Source organism: Actinomadura sp. NPDC048394 (genome assembly GCF_040651755.1).
Classification (GTDB): Bacteria; Actinomycetota; Actinomycetes; order Streptosporangiales; family Streptosporangiaceae; genus Spirillospora; species Spirillospora montaniterrae.
Genome location: NZ_JBEZJL010000040.1, coordinates 37,620 through 56,838, shown reverse-complemented (window position 1 = coordinate 56,838; position 19,219 = coordinate 37,620). Strand labels below are relative to the sequence as shown.

General features: G+C 73.7%; 17 protein-coding genes. 9 read left to right on the top strand and 8 right to left on the bottom strand.

Features of this window, described 5'->3' with window-relative positions; all coding sequences use genetic code 11:
• Nucleotides 1–29 precede the first annotated feature (29 nt).
• From AB0C78_RS27975 to AB0C78_RS27965, 3 genes are all read left to right on the top strand, one after another.
• Nucleotides 30–698 (top strand): hypothetical protein, encoded by a 669-nt coding sequence (locus AB0C78_RS27975; RefSeq protein WP_360753303.1) that lies wholly within the window; start codon nt 30–32, stop codon nt 696–698.
• Between the two features lie 88 nt (nt 699–786).
• Nucleotides 787–1,140: a PRC-barrel domain-containing protein gene (locus AB0C78_RS27970; protein WP_151545999.1), complete on the top strand. Its 354-nt coding sequence runs from the start codon at nt 787–789 to the stop codon at nt 1,138–1,140.
• A gap of 41 nt (nt 1,141–1,181) precedes the next feature.
• Nucleotides 1,182–1,352: a hypothetical protein gene (locus AB0C78_RS27965; protein ID WP_360753299.1), complete on the top strand. Its 171-nt coding sequence runs from the start codon at nt 1,182–1,184 to the stop codon at nt 1,350–1,352.
• A 587-nt stretch (nt 1,353–1,939) separates the two neighbouring features.
• Here AB0C78_RS27965 and AB0C78_RS27960 read toward each other — a convergent pair.
• The 3 genes from AB0C78_RS27960 to AB0C78_RS27950 all read right to left on the bottom strand — a co-directional run bounded on the left by AB0C78_RS27960 (nt 1,940) and on the right by AB0C78_RS27950 (nt 4,545).
• Nucleotides 1,940–2,605: a DedA family protein gene (locus AB0C78_RS27960; RefSeq protein WP_360753297.1), complete on the bottom strand. Its 666-nt coding sequence runs from the start codon at nt 2,603–2,605 to the stop codon at nt 1,940–1,942.
• Between the two features lie 120 nt (nt 2,606–2,725).
• Complete coding sequence (locus AB0C78_RS27955) at nt 2,726–3,367, bottom strand: response regulator transcription factor (protein ID WP_360753294.1); 642 nt, start codon at nt 3,365–3,367, stop codon at nt 2,726–2,728.
• Complete coding sequence (locus tag AB0C78_RS27950; protein ID WP_360753292.1) at nt 3,364–4,545, bottom strand: histidine kinase; 1,182 nt, start codon at nt 4,543–4,545, stop codon at nt 3,364–3,366. Before AB0C78_RS27950 ends, AB0C78_RS27955 begins: the two co-directional genes overlap by 4 nt.
• 133 nt (nt 4,546–4,678) lie before the next feature.
• On the opposite strand from AB0C78_RS27950, the gene AB0C78_RS27945 reads away from it, so the two are divergent.
• The gene (locus AB0C78_RS27945) at nt 4,679–6,025 is read left to right on the top strand and encodes an AarF/ABC1/UbiB kinase family protein (RefSeq protein WP_360753289.1); all 1,347 of its coding nucleotides are present in this window, start codon (nt 4,679–4,681) and stop codon (nt 6,023–6,025) included.
• On the opposite strand, the gene AB0C78_RS27940 is transcribed toward AB0C78_RS27945, so the two are convergent.
• From AB0C78_RS27940 to gcvPA, 5 genes are all read right to left on the bottom strand, one after another.
• On the bottom strand, nt 6,006–6,647 hold the full coding sequence (locus tag AB0C78_RS27940) for a GntR family transcriptional regulator (protein ID WP_151545995.1): 642 nt from the start codon (nt 6,645–6,647) through the stop codon (nt 6,006–6,008). The genes AB0C78_RS27945 and AB0C78_RS27940 overlap by 20 nt on opposite strands.
• Nucleotides 6,648–6,689: 42 nt before the next feature.
• On the bottom strand, nt 6,690–7,448 hold the full coding sequence (locus AB0C78_RS27935; protein WP_360753285.1) for an SDR family oxidoreductase: 759 nt from the start codon (nt 7,446–7,448) through the stop codon (nt 6,690–6,692).
• A 68-nt stretch (nt 7,449–7,516) separates the two neighbouring features.
• A complete protein-coding gene (locus AB0C78_RS27930) occupies nt 7,517–8,641 on the bottom strand; it encodes an NAD(+)/NADH kinase (protein ID WP_360753283.1) in 1,125 nt (374 codons plus the stop codon).
• Entirely contained in the window at nt 8,638–10,209 is a 1,572-nt protein-coding gene (gene gcvPB / locus AB0C78_RS27925) for an aminomethyl-transferring glycine dehydrogenase subunit GcvPB (protein WP_360753280.1), read from the bottom strand. Before gcvPB ends, AB0C78_RS27930 begins: the two co-directional genes overlap by 4 nt.
• Nucleotides 10,206–11,570, bottom strand: a complete 1,365-nt coding sequence (gene gcvPA / locus AB0C78_RS27920) for an aminomethyl-transferring glycine dehydrogenase subunit GcvPA (RefSeq protein WP_360753278.1) — start codon at nt 11,568–11,570, stop codon at nt 10,206–10,208. The genes gcvPB and gcvPA overlap by 4 nt, the downstream gene beginning before the upstream one ends.
• A 102-nt stretch (nt 11,571–11,672) precedes the next feature.
• Here gcvPA and AB0C78_RS27915 point away from each other — a divergent pair, with 102 nt between their 5' ends.
• The 5 genes from AB0C78_RS27915 to AB0C78_RS27895 are packed head-to-tail and all read left to right on the top strand — an operon-like array spanning nt 11,673 to nt 18,994.
• Nucleotides 11,673–12,995 carry a sugar ABC transporter substrate-binding protein gene (locus AB0C78_RS27915; protein WP_360753276.1) on the top strand — a complete coding sequence of 441 codons (1,323 nt, stop codon included), beginning with the start codon at nt 11,673–11,675 and terminating at the stop codon, nt 12,993–12,995.
• A 1-nt stretch (nt 12,996) separates the two neighbouring features.
• A complete protein-coding gene (locus AB0C78_RS27910; RefSeq protein WP_360753274.1) occupies nt 12,997–13,932 on the top strand; it encodes a sugar ABC transporter permease in 936 nt (311 codons plus the stop codon).
• Nucleotides 13,929–14,822: a carbohydrate ABC transporter permease gene (locus AB0C78_RS27905; protein WP_360753272.1), complete on the top strand. Its 894-nt coding sequence runs from the start codon at nt 13,929–13,931 to the stop codon at nt 14,820–14,822. The genes AB0C78_RS27910 and AB0C78_RS27905 overlap by 4 nt, the downstream gene beginning before the upstream one ends.
• Entirely contained in the window at nt 14,819–16,819 is a 2,001-nt protein-coding gene (locus AB0C78_RS27900) for a beta-galactosidase (RefSeq protein WP_360753269.1), read from the top strand. The genes AB0C78_RS27905 and AB0C78_RS27900 overlap by 4 nt, the downstream gene beginning before the upstream one ends.
• A gap of 24 nt (nt 16,820–16,843) precedes the next feature.
• Nucleotides 16,844–18,994, top strand: a complete 2,151-nt coding sequence (locus tag AB0C78_RS27895; protein ID WP_360753266.1) for a trehalase family glycosidase — start codon at nt 16,844–16,846, stop codon at nt 18,992–18,994.
• The last annotated feature ends 225 nt before the right edge of the window (nt 18,995–19,219 follow it).

The window sequence follows — 19,219 nt, the reverse complement described above, 5'->3', positions numbered from 1 at the left end:
GTGATCGTCCCGGACCGTACAACGTGACCATGCGCGATATCGATCTCCAGGCGGGCGCGGGCGGCGCCGGGCGGGGCGGGACGCGGGGGCCCCGCCTGGCCCTGCTCGCCGGGGCCGCGGTGCTCGTGACGGCGGCGGCCGGGCTCGGCGCGGTCGCGATGGCGTCCTCCGGAGGGGACGGCGCGACCACGCGGACCCACGCGTTCGCGCTGCCCGCCGAGGGCGAGAAGGACCCGGTGCACGCCCGCGTGACGATGACCATCGGCAAGCCGGCGAAGCATCGCGAATGCGGTCGGCTGGGCGCCGCCACCGTGTACCCGATCACGCTGACCGTCCGCAACGACGACCCGACCGGCTGGCAGTACGGCTCGGACCGCCGGACCACGCCGGACCTGGCGCTCGGCCTGGGCCGCGCCGACGGGAAGCAGGACCCGAGCGCCTCGCCCACCGACCCGTTCATCGTGACCGACGCCAACTGCCGGCCGTTCGAGGACGTCGCGGACAAGGTCATGGAGATCCCGGCGCACCGGGAGGCGACCGTCCACCTGGAGCTGCAGGCGTCGGCCGCGCCGGCGCACGAGCAGGTGGTGATGGCGGTGATGAGCGCCGACGACACGACCGGCGGCCTCGCCGAGACGACGGCCTCCTGGGCGGTGCGGCTCGACGGCGCCGAGTTCCCGCTCCCCGCCCGGCCCTGACCCCGCCGGAGCCCAAGACCGACATATCCCCCGTGAATTGGGTAGACGTGGAGTAAGGGGAAAACGACCTGATGGCTGGGTGTGTGACATGTTCGCCATAGAGGACATTCGGGAATGGCGGGGGTACGACGTGGTCGACCCCTCGGGGAGCAGGATCGGGGAACTGGAGGCGGTCTACGTCGACACCGCCACCGATCAGCCCTCCTTCGCCACCGTCAAGGTGGGGCTGCCGACCCGGCAGCGGCTGGTGTTCGCGCCGCTCGCCGGCGCCGCCGTGGGGCCCGACCACCTGCGGCTCGCCCACGACAAGAAGCAGGTGAAGGGCGCCCCCTCGATCGGCACCGATGGCGAGCTGCCCGCGACCGAGGAGCAGGCCGTCTTCGACTACTACGACATGCCGTACGGGGCGGCCCCGAACGAGCGCCGGCTGGGCCGCCGCTGACGCCTCCGGCCCGGGGACGCGCGTCGGGGAGGGAGAACGCCATGGCCTTGTTCCTGTTCATTCTCATCGTCGCGATCGCGCTCGGGATCGTCGGCGTCGTCGTGAAGGGCCTGTTCTACCTGCTGATCATCGGTGTGGTCGTGTTCCTCATCGATCTTGTGCTGAGCGGCGTCCGGATGGGCCGCCGGCGGGGGTCCCGCCCCGCCCGCTGACGGCCCGGCGCGGCGCGCCCGACAGGCGGGGCCGTCAGGAACGCGTTAGGATCCGCCGCCCCCGCGTCAACATCGCGTAGAGGAACCCGCCGTTCCCCGTCCCCGGACCTAGCGTGGGCCTTGCCGGCGGGATTCCGGGCAGGCGCCCGGACGGACGCTCCGGAACCCCGCCGGAACAGCGAGGCCCGAAGGGCCGGGACGCGATCCGGGGAGGCACGCGATGGACCGGCTGGAATCCGCCGCCTGGCCGCTCGCAGGCGGCGTGCTCTGCGCGTTCGTGCTGGCGGTGGTCTGCAAGGACGCCGGCTGGCAGGTCGGGTTCGGGTTCGTCACCGCGGCGGTGATCGTCTGGTCCGCGCTGGCGCCCCTGACGGCCGGCGCCATCGCGGGCGCGGCGGGCTGGGCGTTCGTGACGGCTTTCGACGTCGGCAAGGCCGGCGAGCTGGCGGTCACCGGGACGGGCGACGCGGTGCGCGCGGCCGTCCTGGTCGGCGCCGGGATCGCGGCGGCCGCCGCCGGACGGCGGGCCGCCCGCGTCAGCCGAGCCGCGCGGGAGGGCAGGGCCGCGCGCGACAGCCGGGTGGGCGTCACCGGCTCCGGCGTCCGGCTGCCTCGTCCGCGTCCCGCCGAGGCTCCCGATCGCGGCCGGACGGCCGGAACCGCTGCCACAGCCAGCGGCCCGCCTCCACGAGGATCGACACCCCGATCGCGATCCCGAGACCGAGCAGCAGGCCCTTGAACGGGTCGTTCTGGAACGCCGCGCCGCCCAGGTAGCCGATCATCGTGGAGTACGTCGCCCACAGGCCGGTGGCGAGCGCGTCGAACAGCGAGAACGAGTGCAGCGGGTAGTCGACGGCGCCCATCACGAGCGTCGCGGCCGTCCGCCCGCCGGGGATGTAGCGGGCGATGAGCAGGACGAGCCCGCCGCGCTTGTCGAGGAGCCGCCCGGCCTGGTCGTAGGCCTTGCGGCGGCGGCTGCCGGGCCGCAGCCACACCTTCTCCAGCCAGTCGCCCGCGTAGCGGCCGATGAAGTAGGAGACGTGGTCGCCGCAGAACGCGCCGGCCCACGCGGTCACGATCACCAGCGGGAGCAGGGGCTTCCCGTGGTGGGCGAAGACGCCCGCGGTCACCACCAGCGACTCGCTGGGGAAGATCGGGATGAACGCGTCGACCATCGACAGGCCGAACAGCGCCGCGTAGATCCACGGCGACGACATCAGGCCCCGCAGGTACTCCAGGATGGCGTCGCTCACGACCGGGAACCGTTCCCGGTGCCGCCGAACTGATGCACCCCGCCCCGGACCGCCATGATCCGATCCTAGGAACCGCAGGTCAAAGCGCCGGTCAGGCGAGCCCGTCCCGGAGGGCGAAGATCAGGCGAGCCCGTGCCGCAGGGCGAAGATCACGGCGGCGGCGCGGTCGCGGAGCCCGAGCTTGGCGAACACGCCGCCGACATGGGTCTTGACGGTGCCCTCCGCGATGCCGAGCCGCCGCGCGATCTCCGGGTTGGTGGCGCCCTCGCCGATCAGCGCGAGGACCTCGCGCTCGCGCGGCGACAGGCCGTCCAGCGCGGCGGGCGGCGGCGTGCGGCCGAGCCGCGACCGGTAGACCGCGAGCACCTGCGGCGCGATCGCCGGGTCCAGCCAGCCGCGGCCCGCCGCGACCGCCCGCGTCGCCTGGATGATCTCCTCGCAGGGCGCGTCCTTCAGCACGAACCCGGCCGCGCCCGCGGCGAGCGCGGCGGCGACGACCTGCGGATCGTCGAACATGGTGAGCACCAGGACGGGCGGCGCGCCCGGCACCTCGCGCAGCCGCCGGGTGGCCTCGGCGCCGTCGGTCCGCTTCATCCGGACGTCCATCAGCACGACGTCGACGCGCGCGCGGGCGAGCGCGCCCGCCACCTCGTCGCCGTCGGAGCACTCCCCGGCGACCTCCAGGCCGGGTTCGCCCTCGAAGATCCGGACGAGCCCGGCGCGGACGAGGGGCTGGTCGTCCACCAGCAGCAGCCGGGTCACCGGGCGCCGCCCGCCGGGATCGCGGCCTCGACCCGCCAGCCGGTGCCGTCCAGCCCGGCGTGCAGGGTGCCGCCCAGGGCGGTGACGCGCTCGCGCATCCCGACGAGCCCGAGCCCGCCGCCCGCCGGGCGTCCGGCGCCGTGAAGGGGGCCGCGGTCGGCGACGGTGACGAGCGCGAGCGGGCCGTCCACGCTGACGGCGACGGTGGCGCGGGAACCGGGCGCGTGCCGGGCCGCGTTGGACAGCGCCTCCTGCACGACCCGGTACAGCGCCAGTCCCACCGCAGGGTCGACGGACGCGAGGTCGCCAGACGTGCTGAGTTCCACCCGCAGCCCGCCCGCGCGCAGCTCCTCGACGAGCGCGCCGATGTCGTCGGCGGTGGGCGGCACGGGCGCGATCGGCGGGGCCGCCGGCACGGGGTCCCGCAGCAGCACGAGGCCCTGGTGGACGTCCCGGACGCCGCGCCGCCCGACCCGTTCGGCCTCCTCCAGCGCCGCGATCACGGCGGGTCCGTCGCCCCGCGCGCCGGCACGCCGGGCCGCGCCGATGTTCAGCAGCATGACGCCGAGCCCGTGCCCGACCAGGTCGTGCACCTCGCGGGCGATCTTGCGGCGCTCCTCCGCGACGGCCTCCCGGTCGAGCCGCAGCCGCGCCTCGTACAGCGCGGCGTGCAGCCGGAACGCCAGCCCGAGCAGCAGGAAGCCGGCGCCCCAGACGAGCCAGGTGGGCCAGAGGGGCAGGCCGCCGGCGGCGAAATGCCGGACGGGCCCGACCGCCAGCGCGGTCGGGACGGACCAGGCGAGATCGCGGGTCCGCGCGAGGATCGCCAGGTGCGCCCAGGCGGGGGCGGTCGCGACGGCGAGGGCGCCGTCGGCGTACGAGCCTTCGGCGAACGGGAACGGCCGGAACCCGCCCGCATCGGCGGCGGACGGCGCCGCTGCGAGCACCACCAGCACTATCAGGACCGTCCACGGCACGAGCGCGGGCGGCACCCGCCACGGGCGCGCCGCCTGCCAGCCCCACAACCCGATGTAGACGGCGACCAGGACCGTCCGGGCTCCCAGGGACGGCGACAGCGCCATCGCGAGAGCCGCCCACGCGACGCCCACGCAGCAGAAGAAGCGGAGCACGGGCCACGGAGGCGGGTTCCGGAGGAAGAACGCCCTGACCCGTCGCATGGCGCCGATCCTAAAGAGCGCGGCGCGGCCCGTCATCGGCCCGTGGTCGCAGTGCCGCCACGACCGTGGTCATAGCCGCATCGGCGACCGCGGGGCGATGCGGCGGCGGGCCCCGCGCGGCGACGCTGGCGCCATGAGGATGCGATCGCTTTCCCGGATGGCGCGGCTGTCGGCGGTTCCGCTCGGCGCGGCCCGCCGGCTCGCCTGGGCGGGCGGGCTGCGGGCCTTCGGCCGGCTGACCGACGAGTCCGCGCTCGACCTGCACGAACGCACCGCCGACCAGCTCGTGGAGGTGCTCGGCGGGCTGCGCGGCGGGGTGCTGAAGTTCGGCCAGGTGCTGTCGGTGTACGAGGCGGTGATGCCGCCGGCGGTGTCGGCGGTGTACCGGGGGCGGCTCGCGGCGCTGCAGGAGGCCGTCCGGCCGGAGCCCGCCGAGACGGTGGAACGGGTGATGGGGGACGACGTCGGCCCGGACTGGCGCGACCTGTTCGCCTCGTTCGAGACCGGCGTGGCCGCCGCCGCGTCGCTGGGCCAGGTGCACCGGGCGCGATGGGCCGCGGACGGCCGGGACGTCGCGGTGAAGATCCAGTACCCGGACGCCCGCGACGAGCTGCTCGGCGACCGCGACGCCGTCGTCCTCGCGATGCGCATGTTCACCTCGCTCATGGCCCCGCAACTGGACGGCAAGGCCCTCGCCACCGAGCTGATGGACCGGCTCGCCGAGGAGCTCGACTACGCGCGCGAGGCGGAGGCGCAGCGGGCCTTCCGCGCCGCGTACGCGGACGATCCCGACTTCCTGGTCCCGGACGTCCTGCTGCAACAGGGCCGGGTGCTGGTCTCCGACTGGGTCGGCGGGACGCCCCTCGCCCGCGTCATCGAGGCCGGTGACCAGCGCGAACGCGACCGCGCCGGCCTCCTGCTGACCCGGCTGATGCTCTCCGCCACCGCCCGCTGCGGGATGATGCACGGCGACCCGCACCCGGGGAACTTCCGGCTCCTCGACGGCGGGCGCCTCGGCGTCCTCGACTTCGGCGCCGTGTACCGGCACGAACCCGGCACGCCGACGCCGCTGGAGCGGTGGATGGACGTCCACCTCGCCGCCCTCGACCCCGGTGCCGGGATGGCCGACGCCCTACGCCGCGCGGGGTTCCTGCGACCCGGCGTCCAAGCCGACGAGGCAAGGCTGCGGGAACTGCTCCTGCGCTCCGGGGCGCCCGCGTTCACCGAGACGTTCCGGTTCGACGGCGCCTACCTGCGCGACGCGCTGGACGGCATCACCGCGTCGATGCCGGTCGGGCTCAGCATGGCGTTCCCGCCCGGCGCCGTCCACGCGCAGCGCGCGCTCGGCGTCGGGATCGGCGTCCTCTGCCAGCTCGAAGCCGAGGTCCCGTTCCAGGCCGAAGCCCTGCACCGGCTCGCGGACGACCGACCCGGGCCGCCCGGCCCGGACCGGCGCGCCCTCACGCCTCCAGGCGCTTGATGATCCGGTCCTTGCCGCTCATCCAGTTCGCCTTCAGCGCCACGACGGCCCCGGGCACGTCGCCCGCGACCAGCCGCTCGGCGATCCGCTCGTGCTCCTGCGCGGACCGTTCGAGGACCTCGCGGTCGCCCACGACGACCCGCTCGTACCGGTGCATCGTCAGCTTCAGCGAGGTGATGAGGTCCATGAGCCGCTCGTTCGGGCAGCCCGACAGCATCAGGTCGTGCCAGGCGTCGTCGTAGCGCTCTATCACCTCGTACTCCGCCTCCGGCACCGAGAACGCCCGCGCCTCCTCCAGTAAGCGCGGCGCCACGGACCGCAGATGGCCGGGATCGGTCAGCTCCAGCGCCAGCGACTCCAGCGCCGCGACGATCGTGGTCAGGTCGTGGAACTCGCCGGGGCTCATCGGCGCGAACCGGAACCCCTTCCCCCGCTCGCTGACGATGATCCCCTCGCGCTCCAGCCCGATCAGCGCCTCGCGCAGCGGGGTGCGGCTCACCCCGAGCTCCGCGGCCAGCGACATCTCGTTGATCGGCTGGTCGGGCGCGAACTCGCCGCGGCCGAGCCGCTCCAGGATCTCGTCCTTGATCTGCTCGCGCAGCGGGCGCCGTTCGATCGCCATGCTCGCGTCACCCTCTCCCGACGGCCGGCGGCCGCATCCTCGTCACGCCGTCCCGGCGCCGTCGACCGGGATCACCGCGCCGCTCACGAACGCGGCCGCGTCGCTGGCCAGGAACGCCGCCGTCCGCGCGATGTCGGAGGGCTGCCCGATCCGGCCGAGCGGCCGGTCGGCCGCCTCGGCGTAGAACGCCTCGGCCGGCTCCCCGAGCTGGCGGGCCTCCTCGGCGAGCATGCCGGTGGCGGTGTCCCCCGGGCACACGCAGTTGACCCTGATCCCGCTCGCGCCGTGGTCGATCGCCATCGCCCGGGTCATGTTCACCACCGCGCCCTTGGACGCGCAGTACGACACCGCCCGCGCGCCGCCCTGGATGCCCCAGCCCGAGCCGGTGTTGATGATACTGCCGCCGCCCGCCGCCTCCAGCAGCGGAACGGCGTACCGGCTCATCAGCATCACCGACCGGACGTTGACCGCCATCACGAGGTCCCAGTCGTCCTCGGTGATCTCCGTGACGGTGGACCGGCGGATGATCCCGGCGTTGTTGAACAGGACGTCGAGGCCGCCGAACCGGTCCCTCGCGGCCCCGACGGCGCGGGCGCAGTCGTCCGCGCGGGACACGTCCGCGCGGACGAACGCGGCGCGCCCGCCCGCCTTCTCGATGCCCGCCGCGACCTCGGCGCCCGCCTCGTCGACGTCCGCGAGCACGACGGCGGCGCCGAGCTCGGCCATCAGCTCGGCGGTCGCCCGCCCGATACCGGACGCGGCGCCGGTCACGACCGCGCGCTTGCCCTCCAGAGTGATCAACCGCTCGTCCTTCCGTGGATGGTCCGTGGGATCCGTGCGTTCGGATCCGTGCGTTCGGATCCGTGCGTTCAGTGGACGGGGTACATGGCGACGCGGCCGCGCCCCGTCAGCACGGGCACGTGCCCGCGCAGCTCATCGTCGAGGTCCTCGTCGCCGGTGTCGACGAGCAGCGGGCGGCCGCCGAGGCCCGCGAGCTTCGCCTCCGTCGCGACGACGGCCAGCCGGCCGCGCCCGACGGCGCGCACGACCGCGGGGGAGATCTGCTGGTTGCCGCGGCCGAGCAGGAACCCCTGCCCGCCGATCGGCGTCACCGCCAGCCACGCCGGCGCCGACCCGGCCAGCTTCTCCAGCGGCCCGGACGCGACGTCGAGCGCGACGGGCCGCCGGTCGCGCAGCACGTTGACGCCCATGACGGGGACGTCGGCGCCGAGCGCGGCGGCCACCGCCCGCATGGTGCCGCCCGGCCCGAGGACGAGCAGCCCGGACGGCCCGGCCCGGTCCGCCAGCTCGGCGGCGATGCCCGCGACCGACGACGGGGACGTGACCGAACTGCCCATCTTCCGCTGCTGCACGCGGACGGGGACGTCCGGCACCATCAGGTGGCCGTAGAGGCGGGCCGAGACGCGGCCGTCGCGCACGGCGTCCTCGTCCAGGTCCATGACCTCGGCGGGGCGCGTCCCGGCCGCCCCGGCGGCGAACAGCGCGGCGACCTCGCCGGCGGCGCGCGGATGGACGGCGAACACGGCCGAGTGCATCTTCACCCCGGTCGGAACGCCGAGCACCGGCACCGCGCCCCCGCCGCCTCCGCTTCCGTCGCCGATCGCGTCGAGCACGTCGCGGGCGGTGCCGTCGCCGCCCGCGAACAGCAGCAGGTCCACGCGCGGGGCGAGCGCGGCGGCGGCCGCCCGCGTGTCGGCGGCGGTGGTCGGGTCGCCGGGCTCGTAGACGACCGCGGGAGCCAGCCCGGCCGCCCGCACCGCGTCGGCGCCCATCGGACCGGCGGCGGTCAGCACCTCCGCCGCCGTCCCGAGCCGCGACCGCAGCTCGGCCAGCGCGAGCGCGGCCCGCTCGCCCGCGCGCGGCACCGCGCCCAGCGCGCGCGCCCGCGCCTGCACGTCCGCGCCGTCGCTGCCCTTCAGCCCGGCCCGGCCGCCGATCCCGGCGACCGGGTTGACCACCAGCCCGAACCTCATCCGCCGAGGACCTTGCGGCGGTAGGCGCGCCAGGTCACCGACCACGTAGCGGGGTCGTCCAGGACGTCCTCGCGCGCGCGGTGCACGGTCGAGCGGTGCGGCGCCGTCCGCACGGTCTCCGGCTCCTCGCGTGCCTCGCGCGCCACCTCGGCGAGGATCGCGGCGTACTCGTCCAGATCCGCCTTGGAGTACGACTCGGTCGGCTCCAGCGTCATCGGCTCCGGGACGAGGAACGGGTGGTGGCTCGTCCAGTAGTGGGTGCCGAAGTCGGCGGCGCGGAGCCCGATGTCCTCGGTGTGCACGCCGGTCTCCTCGGCCAGCCCCTCCCAGCTGTAGCGGACCTGCTCGATCCGGCGCCGCCCCGCCGCGTACGGCGCGGACACGCCGGGGATCTCCAGCACCTTCTTCATCAGGTAGTTGTTGTTCAGCACCGCGACCTCGGCGGCCTCGCGGAGCCCGTCGGCGCCGAGCGACATGATCCACGCGTACGCGCGGACGAGGTTCGGCACGACCCCGTGGAACGGGCGGATCTTCCCGACCGACTGCGGGCGGTCGTCGTCCAGGTAGTACCGCTCGCCGTCGAACTCGACGGTCGGCGTCGGCAGGAACGGCGCCAGCTCGGCGGTGACGCCGCACGCCCCGGCCGCGGGCCCGCCGCACGCGTGCGGGGTGGAGAACGTCTTGTGCAGGTTGAAGTGGCACAGGTCGAAGCCCGCGTCGCGGGCCCGGGTGATGCCGAGGATGCCGTTGGCGTTCGCCTGATCGTAGGCGCACAGCCCGCCCGCCTCGTGGACGATCCGGACGAACTCCTCGATCCGCGGGTTGAAGATCCCGGTGTCCTCCGGGTTGGTGATGAAGAGCGCCGCCGTGCGCGGGCCGACGGCGGCCTTGAGCGCCTCGATGTCGGGGTAGCCGTCCGCGTCCGGGTACAGCGTGATGACCTTGAACCCGGCGGTCTTCGCGCAGGCGGCGTTGGACGGGTGCGAGAAGATCGTCGTGATGACCTCGTCCCGCTCGGTCTCGCCGCGGGCGGCGAAGTACGCGCGGATCATCGACACGTTCGCGTAGATCGCGGCGGACCCGGCGCCCGGCTGGAGCGAGAACCGGTCCATCCCGGAGATCTCCTTGAGCAGCCCCTCCAGCCGGTGGACGATCTCCAGCACGCCCTGCACCGTCCGCTCGTCCTGCAGCGGGTGCAGGTCGGCGATGCGCGGGTCCCGGACGAACCGGTCGTTGACCTTCGGGCTGTACTTCATCGTGCAGGTGCCCTGCCCGACGTCGATGTTGAGGTCGACGCCGAGGTTCTCCTGCGACAGCCGCAGGTAGTGCCGCAGGACGTGCAGCTGCGACAGCTCCGGCAGCGCGGGCGGCGCGGCGCGGCGCAGCCCGTCCGGGAGGGTGTCGTCGAGCGGCACCTCCGGCTCGGGCACGAGGACGCCGCGCTCGCCGGGGGAGCCCAGCTCGAACAGCAGCGGCTCGTCCCAGCTGGCCTGGTGGAACCGGCGCAGCGGCGGCTTCGGCCCGATGGCGGCGTCGGCGGGGGAGACGGGGGAGCGGTCGGTCTTCACTTCACGATCTCCTGGAGGGTGTCGGCGAGGCGGTCGATCTCGTCCTTGGTGTGCACCTCGGTGACGCAGTACAGGGCGTCGGTGTCCGACAGCGGGGCGCCGCCGAAGATCCCGTGCTCCAGCAGCGCGTCGCCGACCTCGGCGGACGTGCGGGAGCCGGTGAAGCGGAGGGTGAAGTCGGCGAAGTGCGGCGCGGCGGCGTACGGCGCCTCGACGCCGGGCACCGCGCCGAGCCGGTCCAGCGCGTACCGGGTGTTCGCCATGATCGTCTCGCCGATCTCGCGCATGCCCTGCGGGCCCATGAGCGCGAGGTAGACGCCGGCGGTGATGCCGTTGAGGGCGGCGGCGGTGCCGACCCACTCCTTGCCCTCCTCGCGCAGCGCGAACGAGGTGCGGTCGTAGGCGACGTCGCCGAACCCGTACTCGCCCTCGACGCTCGTCGGCGCGAGCCCGAACAGCCGGGACGGGAACTCCGCGACGAACCGCTCCTCGTCGCGGGTGGCGATGAACCCGCCGTTCAGCCCGCCGTAGGCCATGTGCACGCCGAGCGGCTGGACGTCGCCGCACACGATGTCGGCACCGTACGCGGCCGGCGGCGCCACGACACCGAGCGAGATCGGGTTGCAGCCGGCGACGAGCAGCGCCCCCGCGCCGTGCGCGAGGTCCGCCAGCGACGTCAGCGCCGGGTCGATGATGCCGGACGCCGACGGCGCCTCCGCGTAGACGGCGGCGACGTCGCCGGCGGCGAGCTCCGCCCGCACGGCGGCGAGGTCGACCAGCCCGGTGGACGCGTCGACCGGCACGACGACCACGTCGTGCACCGGCCGCACGTAGTCGTCGATCTTGGAGAGCTTGTCCGCGGCGACGGCGGTGACCAGCAGCAACCGCCGGGCGCCGGTGATCCGCCCGGCCATCCGCAGCGCGGTCGCGGACGCCTGGTAGCCGTCGTAGACCGGGACGTTCACCACGTCCATCTCCAGCAGCTCGCCCATGAGCGACTGGTACTCCCACAGCGCCTGGAAGCGGCCGTGGTCCTCGTAGGGCTCGCCCGCGTAGGCGGTGAGGAACTCGCTGCGGTCGATCACCTCGTCGACCACCGCCGGGACGTGGTGCCGGTAGCAGCCCGCGCCGAGGAAGCTGAGCGCGTCGCGGGTGCTGGTGTTGCGGGCCAGCAGCCCGCCGACGTGCCGGACGAGCGCGGCCTCCGAGCGCAGCGGCGGCGGCATGTCGAGCGGGCGGCCGAGCCGGATGGCCTCGGGCACGTCCGCGTAGAACTCCGCGACGTCGGCGGCGCCGACGGCGGCCAGCATCTCCGCCTTCACCGCGGGCACGGAGTTCGGGATGTACGGGTGAACGCCCACGCGCTCCCTCACTTTCGTCGCTTTCTCGCCGGACCTCTTGACGAGAACACATGATGCAGTGTGCTGTATACAGCATTATCCCTGCATCCACTGGGAGGCAAGATGGCGACGGGCATCCAGCGGCGGACGGTGCTGACCGCCGGTGTCGTCTCGACGCTGTTCGCGGCCGCCGGCTGCGCGACCGGCGGCGCCCGCAAGGCCGGGCCGGCGCTGACGTCGGCCGCGTCCGGCCAGATCAAGGGAACCGTCAGCGTCTGGTCGTGGGACGTGGCGGCCAAGGCGCTCAAGCGGCTCGCGCCCGCGTTCGAGCAGCGGCACCCCGGCGTCCGGATCGAGGTCGTCGACATCGGCTACGACAACGCCTACGACAAGATCACCGTCGGGCTGAAGTCGGGCAAGGGACTGCCCGACGTCCTCACCGTCGAGGGCGGCCGGCTGCCCGGCTACATCGGCGTCTTCCCCGGCGGGCTCTACGACGTCACGGCGCTCGCCGGGCGGTACCGGCCGAGCTTCGCGCCGGCCGCCTGGAAGTACGTCACCGACGAGAAGGGCAAGGTCTTCGCGCTGCCCTGGGACAGCGGCCCCTGCGCCCTCTTCTACCGCACCGACATGCTCAAGGACGCCGGCGTCGACCCGGCCTCCATCCGCACCTGGGACGACTACGTCGCCGCAGGAGAACGCATCAGGGCGAAGACCGGCAAGAAGCTCCTCGTCATGGACCCCGAGGAGGACAGCACGTTCCCGATGCTGCTCCAGCAGCAGGGGCAGCACTACGTGAAGAACGGCCTCATCGCCGTCAACGACCAGCAGGGCATCCGCGCCGCGACGCTGCTGAAGACGCTCGCGGACAAGGGGCTCGTCCAGTTCGAGAAGGGCTGGGACGGGCTCGTCGCCGCGACCAAGGCCGGCAAGGTCGCCACCACCCCGTACGCGGTGTGGTGGTCGGGCACTTTCACCGACGAGATGAAGGAGCTCAAAGGGAAGTTCGGCGTCGTGCCGCTGCCCGCGTTCGACCCCGGCGGCGTGCGGACGTCCAACGACGGCGGCTCCGCCCTCGCCATCACCGGCCAGACCAAAAATGCCGCCGCGGCGTGGGCGTTCGTCGAGTTCATGCTCGCGGACACCGCGAACCAGGTGTCCATGCTCAGGACCGAGGGGCTGTTCCCCGCCTACCTGCCCGCGCTCAAGGACCCGTACGTCACCGCGCCGCAGGCGTACTACGGCGGACAGCCGGTCTTCAAGACGTTCGCCGACCTGGAGAGCAGCGTCCCGCCCGTCGAGGACACCAAGGACATGCCGAAGGCCCGCGACATCGTCAACGGCACGATCTCCGGGATCGTCCTGCACGGCAAGGACCCGAAGAAGGAGCTGGACTCGGCCGCCAAGCAGATCGCCGCCGCCACCGGCCGGCGGATCGCCGGCTGACATGGCGCAGCAGACGACGGCCCGGAAACCGGTCGCGGCCGCACGGGCGAAGGCGGGCCCCGCACGCGGGCGCCGCCGGACGTCGCGGACCGCCCCGTGGATGTTCGCCGGCCCCGCCGCGGCGCTGTTCGGGGTGTTCTTCGCCTATCCGCTGCTCGCCGGGCTGTACCAGAGCTTCACCGCCGACCGCGACGGCGTCACCACCTGGGTCGGGCTCGCCCAGTACCGGCGGATGATGCACGACCCGATCTTCTGGACGTCGCTGCGGAACATCGCGCTCATCCTCGTCGTCCAGGTGCCGCTGATGATCGCGCTGGCGCTCGTCATGGCGTACGGGCTGAACCAGTCGTGGCTGCGGTTCCGCGCGACGTACCGGATCGCCTGCTTCCTGCCGGCCGTGACGATGCTGGTCGCCTACTCGGTGGTGTTCCGCGTGCTGCTGAAGACCGACGACGGCCTGGTCGACCAGGCGCTCACCGCCGTCGGGCTGCCGAGCGTCGACTGGCTGAACAGCCCCGGCTGGGCGCGCGTCGCGCTGATCGGGTCGATCACCTGGCGGTGGACGGGCTACAACGCGGTGATCCTGCTCGCCGGGCTGCAGGGCATCGCCCGCGAGCAGTACGAGGCCGCCGCGATCGACGGCGCCGGGCCGGCGACCACGTTCCTGCGGGTCGTGCTGCCGCAGCTGCGGCCGGTCATCCTGTTCTGCCTCGTCACCTCGACGATCGGCACGCTGCAGCTGTTCGACGAGAACTACGTGCTCACCAAGGGCGGGCCGGGCAACGCCACCATGTCCCCGGTCCTCTACCTGTACAAGGTCGGCTTCGAGCAGCTGGACTTCGGCTACGCCGCGGCCATCGCCTGGGTCGTCGTCCTGATCATCGGGCTGATCTCGTACGCGCAGTTCCGCTTCCTCGGGAAGGACGCGACGCGATGACCCTCCTGCCCGCGCGGGCGCCCGCGCCGCCGCGCACGCCGCCGGCCCGGCGGCCGTCCGCCCCGCGCCGCGTCCGGCTCCTCGGCCGTGCCGCCGCGGTGCTCGTGCTCACCGCCACGGCGCTGGTCAGCGCCGTGCCGTTCTACTGGATGGTGGTCGCCTCCACCCGCGACAACGCCGAGCTGTTCGCGTCGCCGCCGCCGTTCCTGCCGGGCGGGCGGCTGCTGCACAACCTCGTCGCGCTGCAGGACTCGATCGGCTTCGGCCGGGTGCTGCTGAACAGCGTCGGCGTCTCCGTCGTCTACACGATGCTCAGCTCGCTGATCTCCGCGATGTGCGGGTACGGGCTCGCGAAGTACCGGTTCCGGGGCCGCGGGCTGCTGCTCGGCCTGGTGCTGGCGACGATGATGATCCCGTTCCAGGTGCTGCTCGTCCCGCTGTTCCAGATGATGGCGAGCCTCGGCTGGGTCGACACCTACCAGGCGGTGATCCTGCCGTTCCTCGCCAACTCGTTCGGCATCTTCCTGATGCGGCAGGCGTTCCTCGGCTTCCCGGACGAGCTGATCGAGTCGGCCCGCATGGACGGCGCCGGCGACCTGCGGATCTTCTACCGGATCGTGCTGCCGGTGGTGCGGCCGCAGCTCGGCGCGCTGGTCATCTTCTCGTTCATGACGCAGTGGAACGCGTTCCTGTGGCCGCTGCTGATGCTGAACACCGAGGACAAGTACACCGCGCCCGTCGCGCTGTACACGCTCATCGGGCAGAGCCACGTCGACTACGCCGGGCTGATCCTCGGCTCGTTCCTCGCGACGCTGCCGGTGATGCTGCTCTTCTTCCTGTTCCAGAAGCAGTTCGTGTCGGGTCTGCTGGGAGGGGCCGTCAAGGGATGACTGGACTCACGCGGGTGCCGGGGCTGCTGTACGGCGGCGACTACAACCCGGAGCAGTGGCCCGAGGAGGTGTGGGCGGAGGACGTCCGGCTGATGCGGGAGGCCGGGGTCAACTTCGTGACCGTCGGGGTGTTCTCCTGGGCGCGGCTGCAACCCGGGCCGGACGCATGGGACTTCGGCTGGTTCGACCGCGTCCTCGGCCTGCTCGCCGAGCACGGCGTCGCCGCCGACATCGCGACCGCGACCGCGTCCCCGCCGGCGTGGCTGGTGCGGGCGCACCCGGAGGTCCTGCCGGTCACGGCGGACGGTGTCCGGCTGGAGTTCGGGTCCCGGCAGCACTACTGCCCCTCGTCGACGGTGTACCGGGACGCGGCGGCGCGGCTGGCGCGGACGATCGCCGCCCGGTACCGCGACCATCCGGCGCTGGCGATGTGGCACGTCCACAACGAGTACGGCGACCACGTCACCGAATGCTTCTGCGAGGCGTCCGCCGCGGACTTCCGGCGCTGGCTGCGCGACCGGTACGGGGACGTCGCTGCGCTGAACGCCGCGTGGGCGACCGACTTCTGGTCGCAGCGGTACGGGACGTTCGACGAGATCGAGCCGCCGCGCGCCGCGCCGGGCCCGGTGAACCCGACGCAGGCGCTGGACTGGCGGCGGTTCTGCTCGGACGCGCTGCTCGCCTGCTACCTGGGCGAGAAGGCGCAGCTCGACGAGGTCGCCCCGGGCGTGCCGGTGACGACGAACTTCATGTCGATGTTCAAGCCGCTCGACTACTGGACGTGGGCCGCGCACGAGGACGTGGTGTCCGACGACGCCTACCCGGACCCGGCGGATCCGGACGCGCACGTCGGAGCCGCGATGAACTACGACCTGATGCGCTCGCTGAAGGGCGGCCGTCCGTGGCTGCTGATGGAGCAGGCGCCGTCGGCGGTGAGCTGGCGTCCGGTGAACGCGCCGAAGCCGCCCGCGCTGGCGCGGCTGTGGTCGCTGCAGACGGTGGCGCACGGCGCGGACGGCGTCCTGCACTTCCAGTGGCGGGCGTCGCGGGCCGGTGCGGAGAAGTTCCACAGCGCGCTGCTGCCGCATCGCGGGACCGCCGGACGGCAGTGGGCGTCGACGGTCGCGCTGGGCGGCGACCTCGCGCGGCTCGCCGAGGTCGCGGGCACCCGGATCGCGTCGGATGTCGCGATCGTCCTGGACTGGACCTCGTGGTGGGCGCTGGAGTTGGAGGACCACCCGTCCGCCCGGCTCCGGCTCCGCGACCTCGTCGCGTCCTGGTACGGGGCCTTGGCGGGACGCAACGTCGGCGTCGACTTCGTGCCGCCGGACGGCGACCTCGCGGGATACCGGCTCGTCCTCGCCCCGAACCTGTACCTCATGTCGGACGCGACGGCCGCGCGCTTCACCTCGTACGTCGACGGCGGCGGGCGGCTCGTGTGCGGCTTCTTCAGCGGCATCGTCGACGAGCACGACCACATCCACCTCGGCGGATACCCGGCGCCGCTGCGCGACGTGCTCGGGGTCGTGGTCGACGAGTTCTGGCCCGTCCCCGACGGCGCGTCCGTTCCGGTGTCGCTCGGCGGGCGGTCGGTCACCGCGACGATGTGGAGCGAGTGGCTGGAAGCCCTGACGGCCGAGGTCGTGGGCACCTACACGTCCGGCGAGCTGGACGGCCGTCCGGCGGTCACCCGCAACGCCTACGGCGAGGGCCGCGCCTGGTACGTCGGCTGCCACCTCGGCTACGGGATCGGGCTGGTGCTGGACGAGGCGCTCGCCGACGCCGGAGTGCGCCCGGTGCTCGACGCCGCGCCGGACGTCGAGGTCACGCGCCGCGACGGGCCCGAGAACTCCTACTACTTCCTGCTCAACCAGGCCGCCCGGGAATGCGAGACGCCCGCGCCGGACGGCGTCGACCTGCTGACCGGCGCCGCCGTCCGCCGGACCCTGCACCTCCCCCCGTACGGAGCCGCGGTCGTCAAGACCGCGCGCCCCTGAACCCACCCCCTCGAAGAGGTCGTCATGCGTCGATCGCTGCATGTCCTGGCCGGGCTGACGCTCGGCTCCGCACTCGTCCTCCCGGTGGACGCCGCCGTCGCGGCGCCGCCACCACGGCCATCGGGCCCCGCCGGCTACGCCGATGTGCTCGACCTGCACGGCGTCCCCGCGAAGGCCCTGCCGCCCGAGGTCAGCGACATCAACGTGTTCGCCGACCAGGGCGCCTGGCACGCCTACGCCCTGCCGAAGCCCGGCGACACGTCCGCCTACGGCGGCTTCACCGGCCCGCTGTACATCGCGCAGGAGTATCCGTGGTGGCTGAGCAAGGCGTTCAGCCGCCTCACGCTCAGCGAGAACGGTGAGGAGATCGACCTCGCGTCCGCGAAGAACCCGCGCTTCACGTCGCTGCCCGGCGTGCTCCGCCAGACCTACGACCTGCCGGGGCTGCGGCTCATGCTGGAGCTGCGGTTCGCGTCCGACCGCACCGCGCTCGTCCGGGCGTCCGTGGCGAACACCGGCGGCACCGCGCGGACCCTGCACGTCGGCTGGACGGGCGAGCTGCTGCGCCCCGACGCCGAGCCGATGCGGAGCGCGCCGTCCCTGCACGCCACCGCGGACGGCGTCGCGGTCGCGTTCGCGAAGGTCAGGAAGCAGTGGGACTACCTCACCGGCGGCGGCGAGCGGTTCGAGGTCCGGCACGACGGGCCCGTCCGCACGACCGTCACCGGCGACGCCTACCGCACCGACCTCGCCCGCCCGCTGACCCTCGCGCCGCACCGCTCGTCCGCGCTGACCTGGACGGAGAGCTACACCTTCACCGCCGCCGAGCGCAGCCGCGAGGACACCGCCGCGCCGCTGCGCGATCCCGGCCGGGTGATCGCGCGGACGGACGAGCGCTGGCGCGGCTACGTCGCCGCCGTGACCCGCGGCGTCCCGGCGGACCGCCGCCGCCTCGCCGTGAAGTCGCTGGAGACGCTGGTCACGAACTGGCGCGGCCCGGCCGGGATGCTCAAGCACGGCGGGATGACCCCGTCCATCAGCTACAAGTGGTTCACCGGCGGGTTCTGGGCGTGGGACACCTGGAAGCAGGCCGTCGGCACCGCCCGCTTCGCGCCCGGGCTCGCGGAGTCGCAGATCAGGTCGATGTTCGACTACCAGGTCGAGCCCGGTTCCAAGACCCGCCCGCAGGACGCCGGCATGATCCCGGACTGCGTCTTCTACAACGACCCGGCGCAGGGCGGCGGCAACTGGAACGAGCGCAACAGCAAGCCGCCGCTCGCCGCGTGGGCGGTGTGGGAGGTCTACCAGCGCAACGGGGACGAGGCGTTCCTTCGTGAGATGTACCCGAAGCTCGTCGCGTACCACGACTGGTGGTACCGCGACCGGGACCACGACCACGACGGGCTCGCCGAGTACGGCGCCACCGTCGACCCGGCGAACGCGACGCCGGAGGACGCCCGGCAGGCCGCCGCGTGGGAGAGCGGCATGGACAACGCGCCGCGGTTCGACGCCGCGCTCGGCACGTCCGTCGTCGAGAACCGCGACGCGGGCGGCCGCCTCGTGGGGTACTCGCTAAACCAGGAGTCCGTCGACCTCAACTCCTACCTCGCCGCCGAGGACGGCTACCTCGCCGCGATCGCCCGGCGGCTCGGCCACCGCGCCGACGCCGAGCGCTGGACGGCCCGGCAGCGCACGGTCGCCGCCGCGGTCCGCAAGGCCATGTACGACCCGGCGACCGGCTACTTCTACGACATCGACCTCGCGTCCGGGAAGCGCCTCACCGAGCGGGGCCGGGGCATCGAGGGCGCGATCCCGCTGTGGGCGGGCGTCGCGGGAGGCGCCGAGGCCGCCGCCGTCCGCGGCAGGCTGACCGACCCGGGGGAGTTCGCGACGAAGGTTCCGTTCGCGACGGTCGCGAAGAGCTCCCCGTACTTCGCGCCCGAGGAGTACTGGCGCGGTCCGGTCTGGCTCGACCAGGCGTACTTCGCGCTGGCCGGGCTCCAGCGGTACGGCTACCGGCGGGACGCGGCGTCCCTCGCGGACCGGCTGCGCGGCTCGGCGGCGGGCCTGCTCGGCGACGCTCCGATCGCGGAGAACTACGACCCGCTGACCGGCGCGGCGCTGAACTCCACCAATTTCAGCTGGTCGGCGGCGCTGCTGCTGGAACTCGGCTGACCCGCCCCCGCCCGGCCGCCCTCGCCCGGGGTGGCCGTGCGGCGGCGCCGGGCGGCCGGGCGGCGGCGCCCGGCCGGGTGGATTTTGCCTTTCCTGTGAGCCCGGCGCGCATTAGTGCGCTTTCCGCCCGGGCAATTCCCCAGCGATCATCGCGTGACGCGCGCTACCGGGGAAAGGGCAGGAATGCGAATAAAAGGCGCAGAACGGTCGCGAGGCGGGCGGGCG

Excerpts from the sequence above, each read along its gene's own strand:
- AB0C78_RS27905 (WP_360753272.1), top strand. The coding sequence starts at position 13,929 with ATGACCCTCCTGCCCGCGCGGGCGCCCGCGCCGCCGCGCACGCCGCCG.
- AB0C78_RS27975 (WP_360753303.1), top strand. The coding sequence starts at position 30 with ATGCGCGATATCGATCTCCAGGCGGGCGCGGGCGGCGCCGGGCGGGGC.
- AB0C78_RS27945 (WP_360753289.1), top strand. The coding sequence starts at position 4,679 with ATGAGGATGCGATCGCTTTCCCGGATGGCGCGGCTGTCGGCGGTTCCG.
- AB0C78_RS27910 (WP_360753274.1), top strand. The coding sequence starts at position 12,997 with ATGGCGCAGCAGACGACGGCCCGGAAACCGGTCGCGGCCGCACGGGCG.
- AB0C78_RS27965 (WP_360753299.1), top strand. The coding sequence starts at position 1,182 with ATGGCCTTGTTCCTGTTCATTCTCATCGTCGCGATCGCGCTCGGGATC.
- AB0C78_RS27895 (WP_360753266.1), top strand. The coding sequence starts at position 16,844 with ATGCGTCGATCGCTGCATGTCCTGGCCGGGCTGACGCTCGGCTCCGCA.
- AB0C78_RS27970 (WP_151545999.1), top strand. The coding sequence starts at position 787 with ATGTTCGCCATAGAGGACATTCGGGAATGGCGGGGGTACGACGTGGTC.
- AB0C78_RS27930 (WP_360753283.1), bottom strand. The coding sequence starts at position 8,641 with ATGAGGTTCGGGCTGGTGGTCAACCCGGTCGCCGGGATCGGCGGCCGG.
- AB0C78_RS27950 (WP_360753292.1), bottom strand. The coding sequence starts at position 4,545 with ATGCGACGGGTCAGGGCGTTCTTCCTCCGGAACCCGCCTCCGTGGCCC.
- AB0C78_RS27900 (WP_360753269.1), top strand. The coding sequence starts at position 14,819 with ATGACTGGACTCACGCGGGTGCCGGGGCTGCTGTACGGCGGCGACTAC.
- AB0C78_RS27940 (WP_151545995.1), bottom strand. The coding sequence starts at position 6,647 with ATGGCGATCGAACGGCGCCCGCTGCGCGAGCAGATCAAGGACGAGATC.
- AB0C78_RS27915 (WP_360753276.1), top strand. The coding sequence starts at position 11,673 with ATGGCGACGGGCATCCAGCGGCGGACGGTGCTGACCGCCGGTGTCGTC.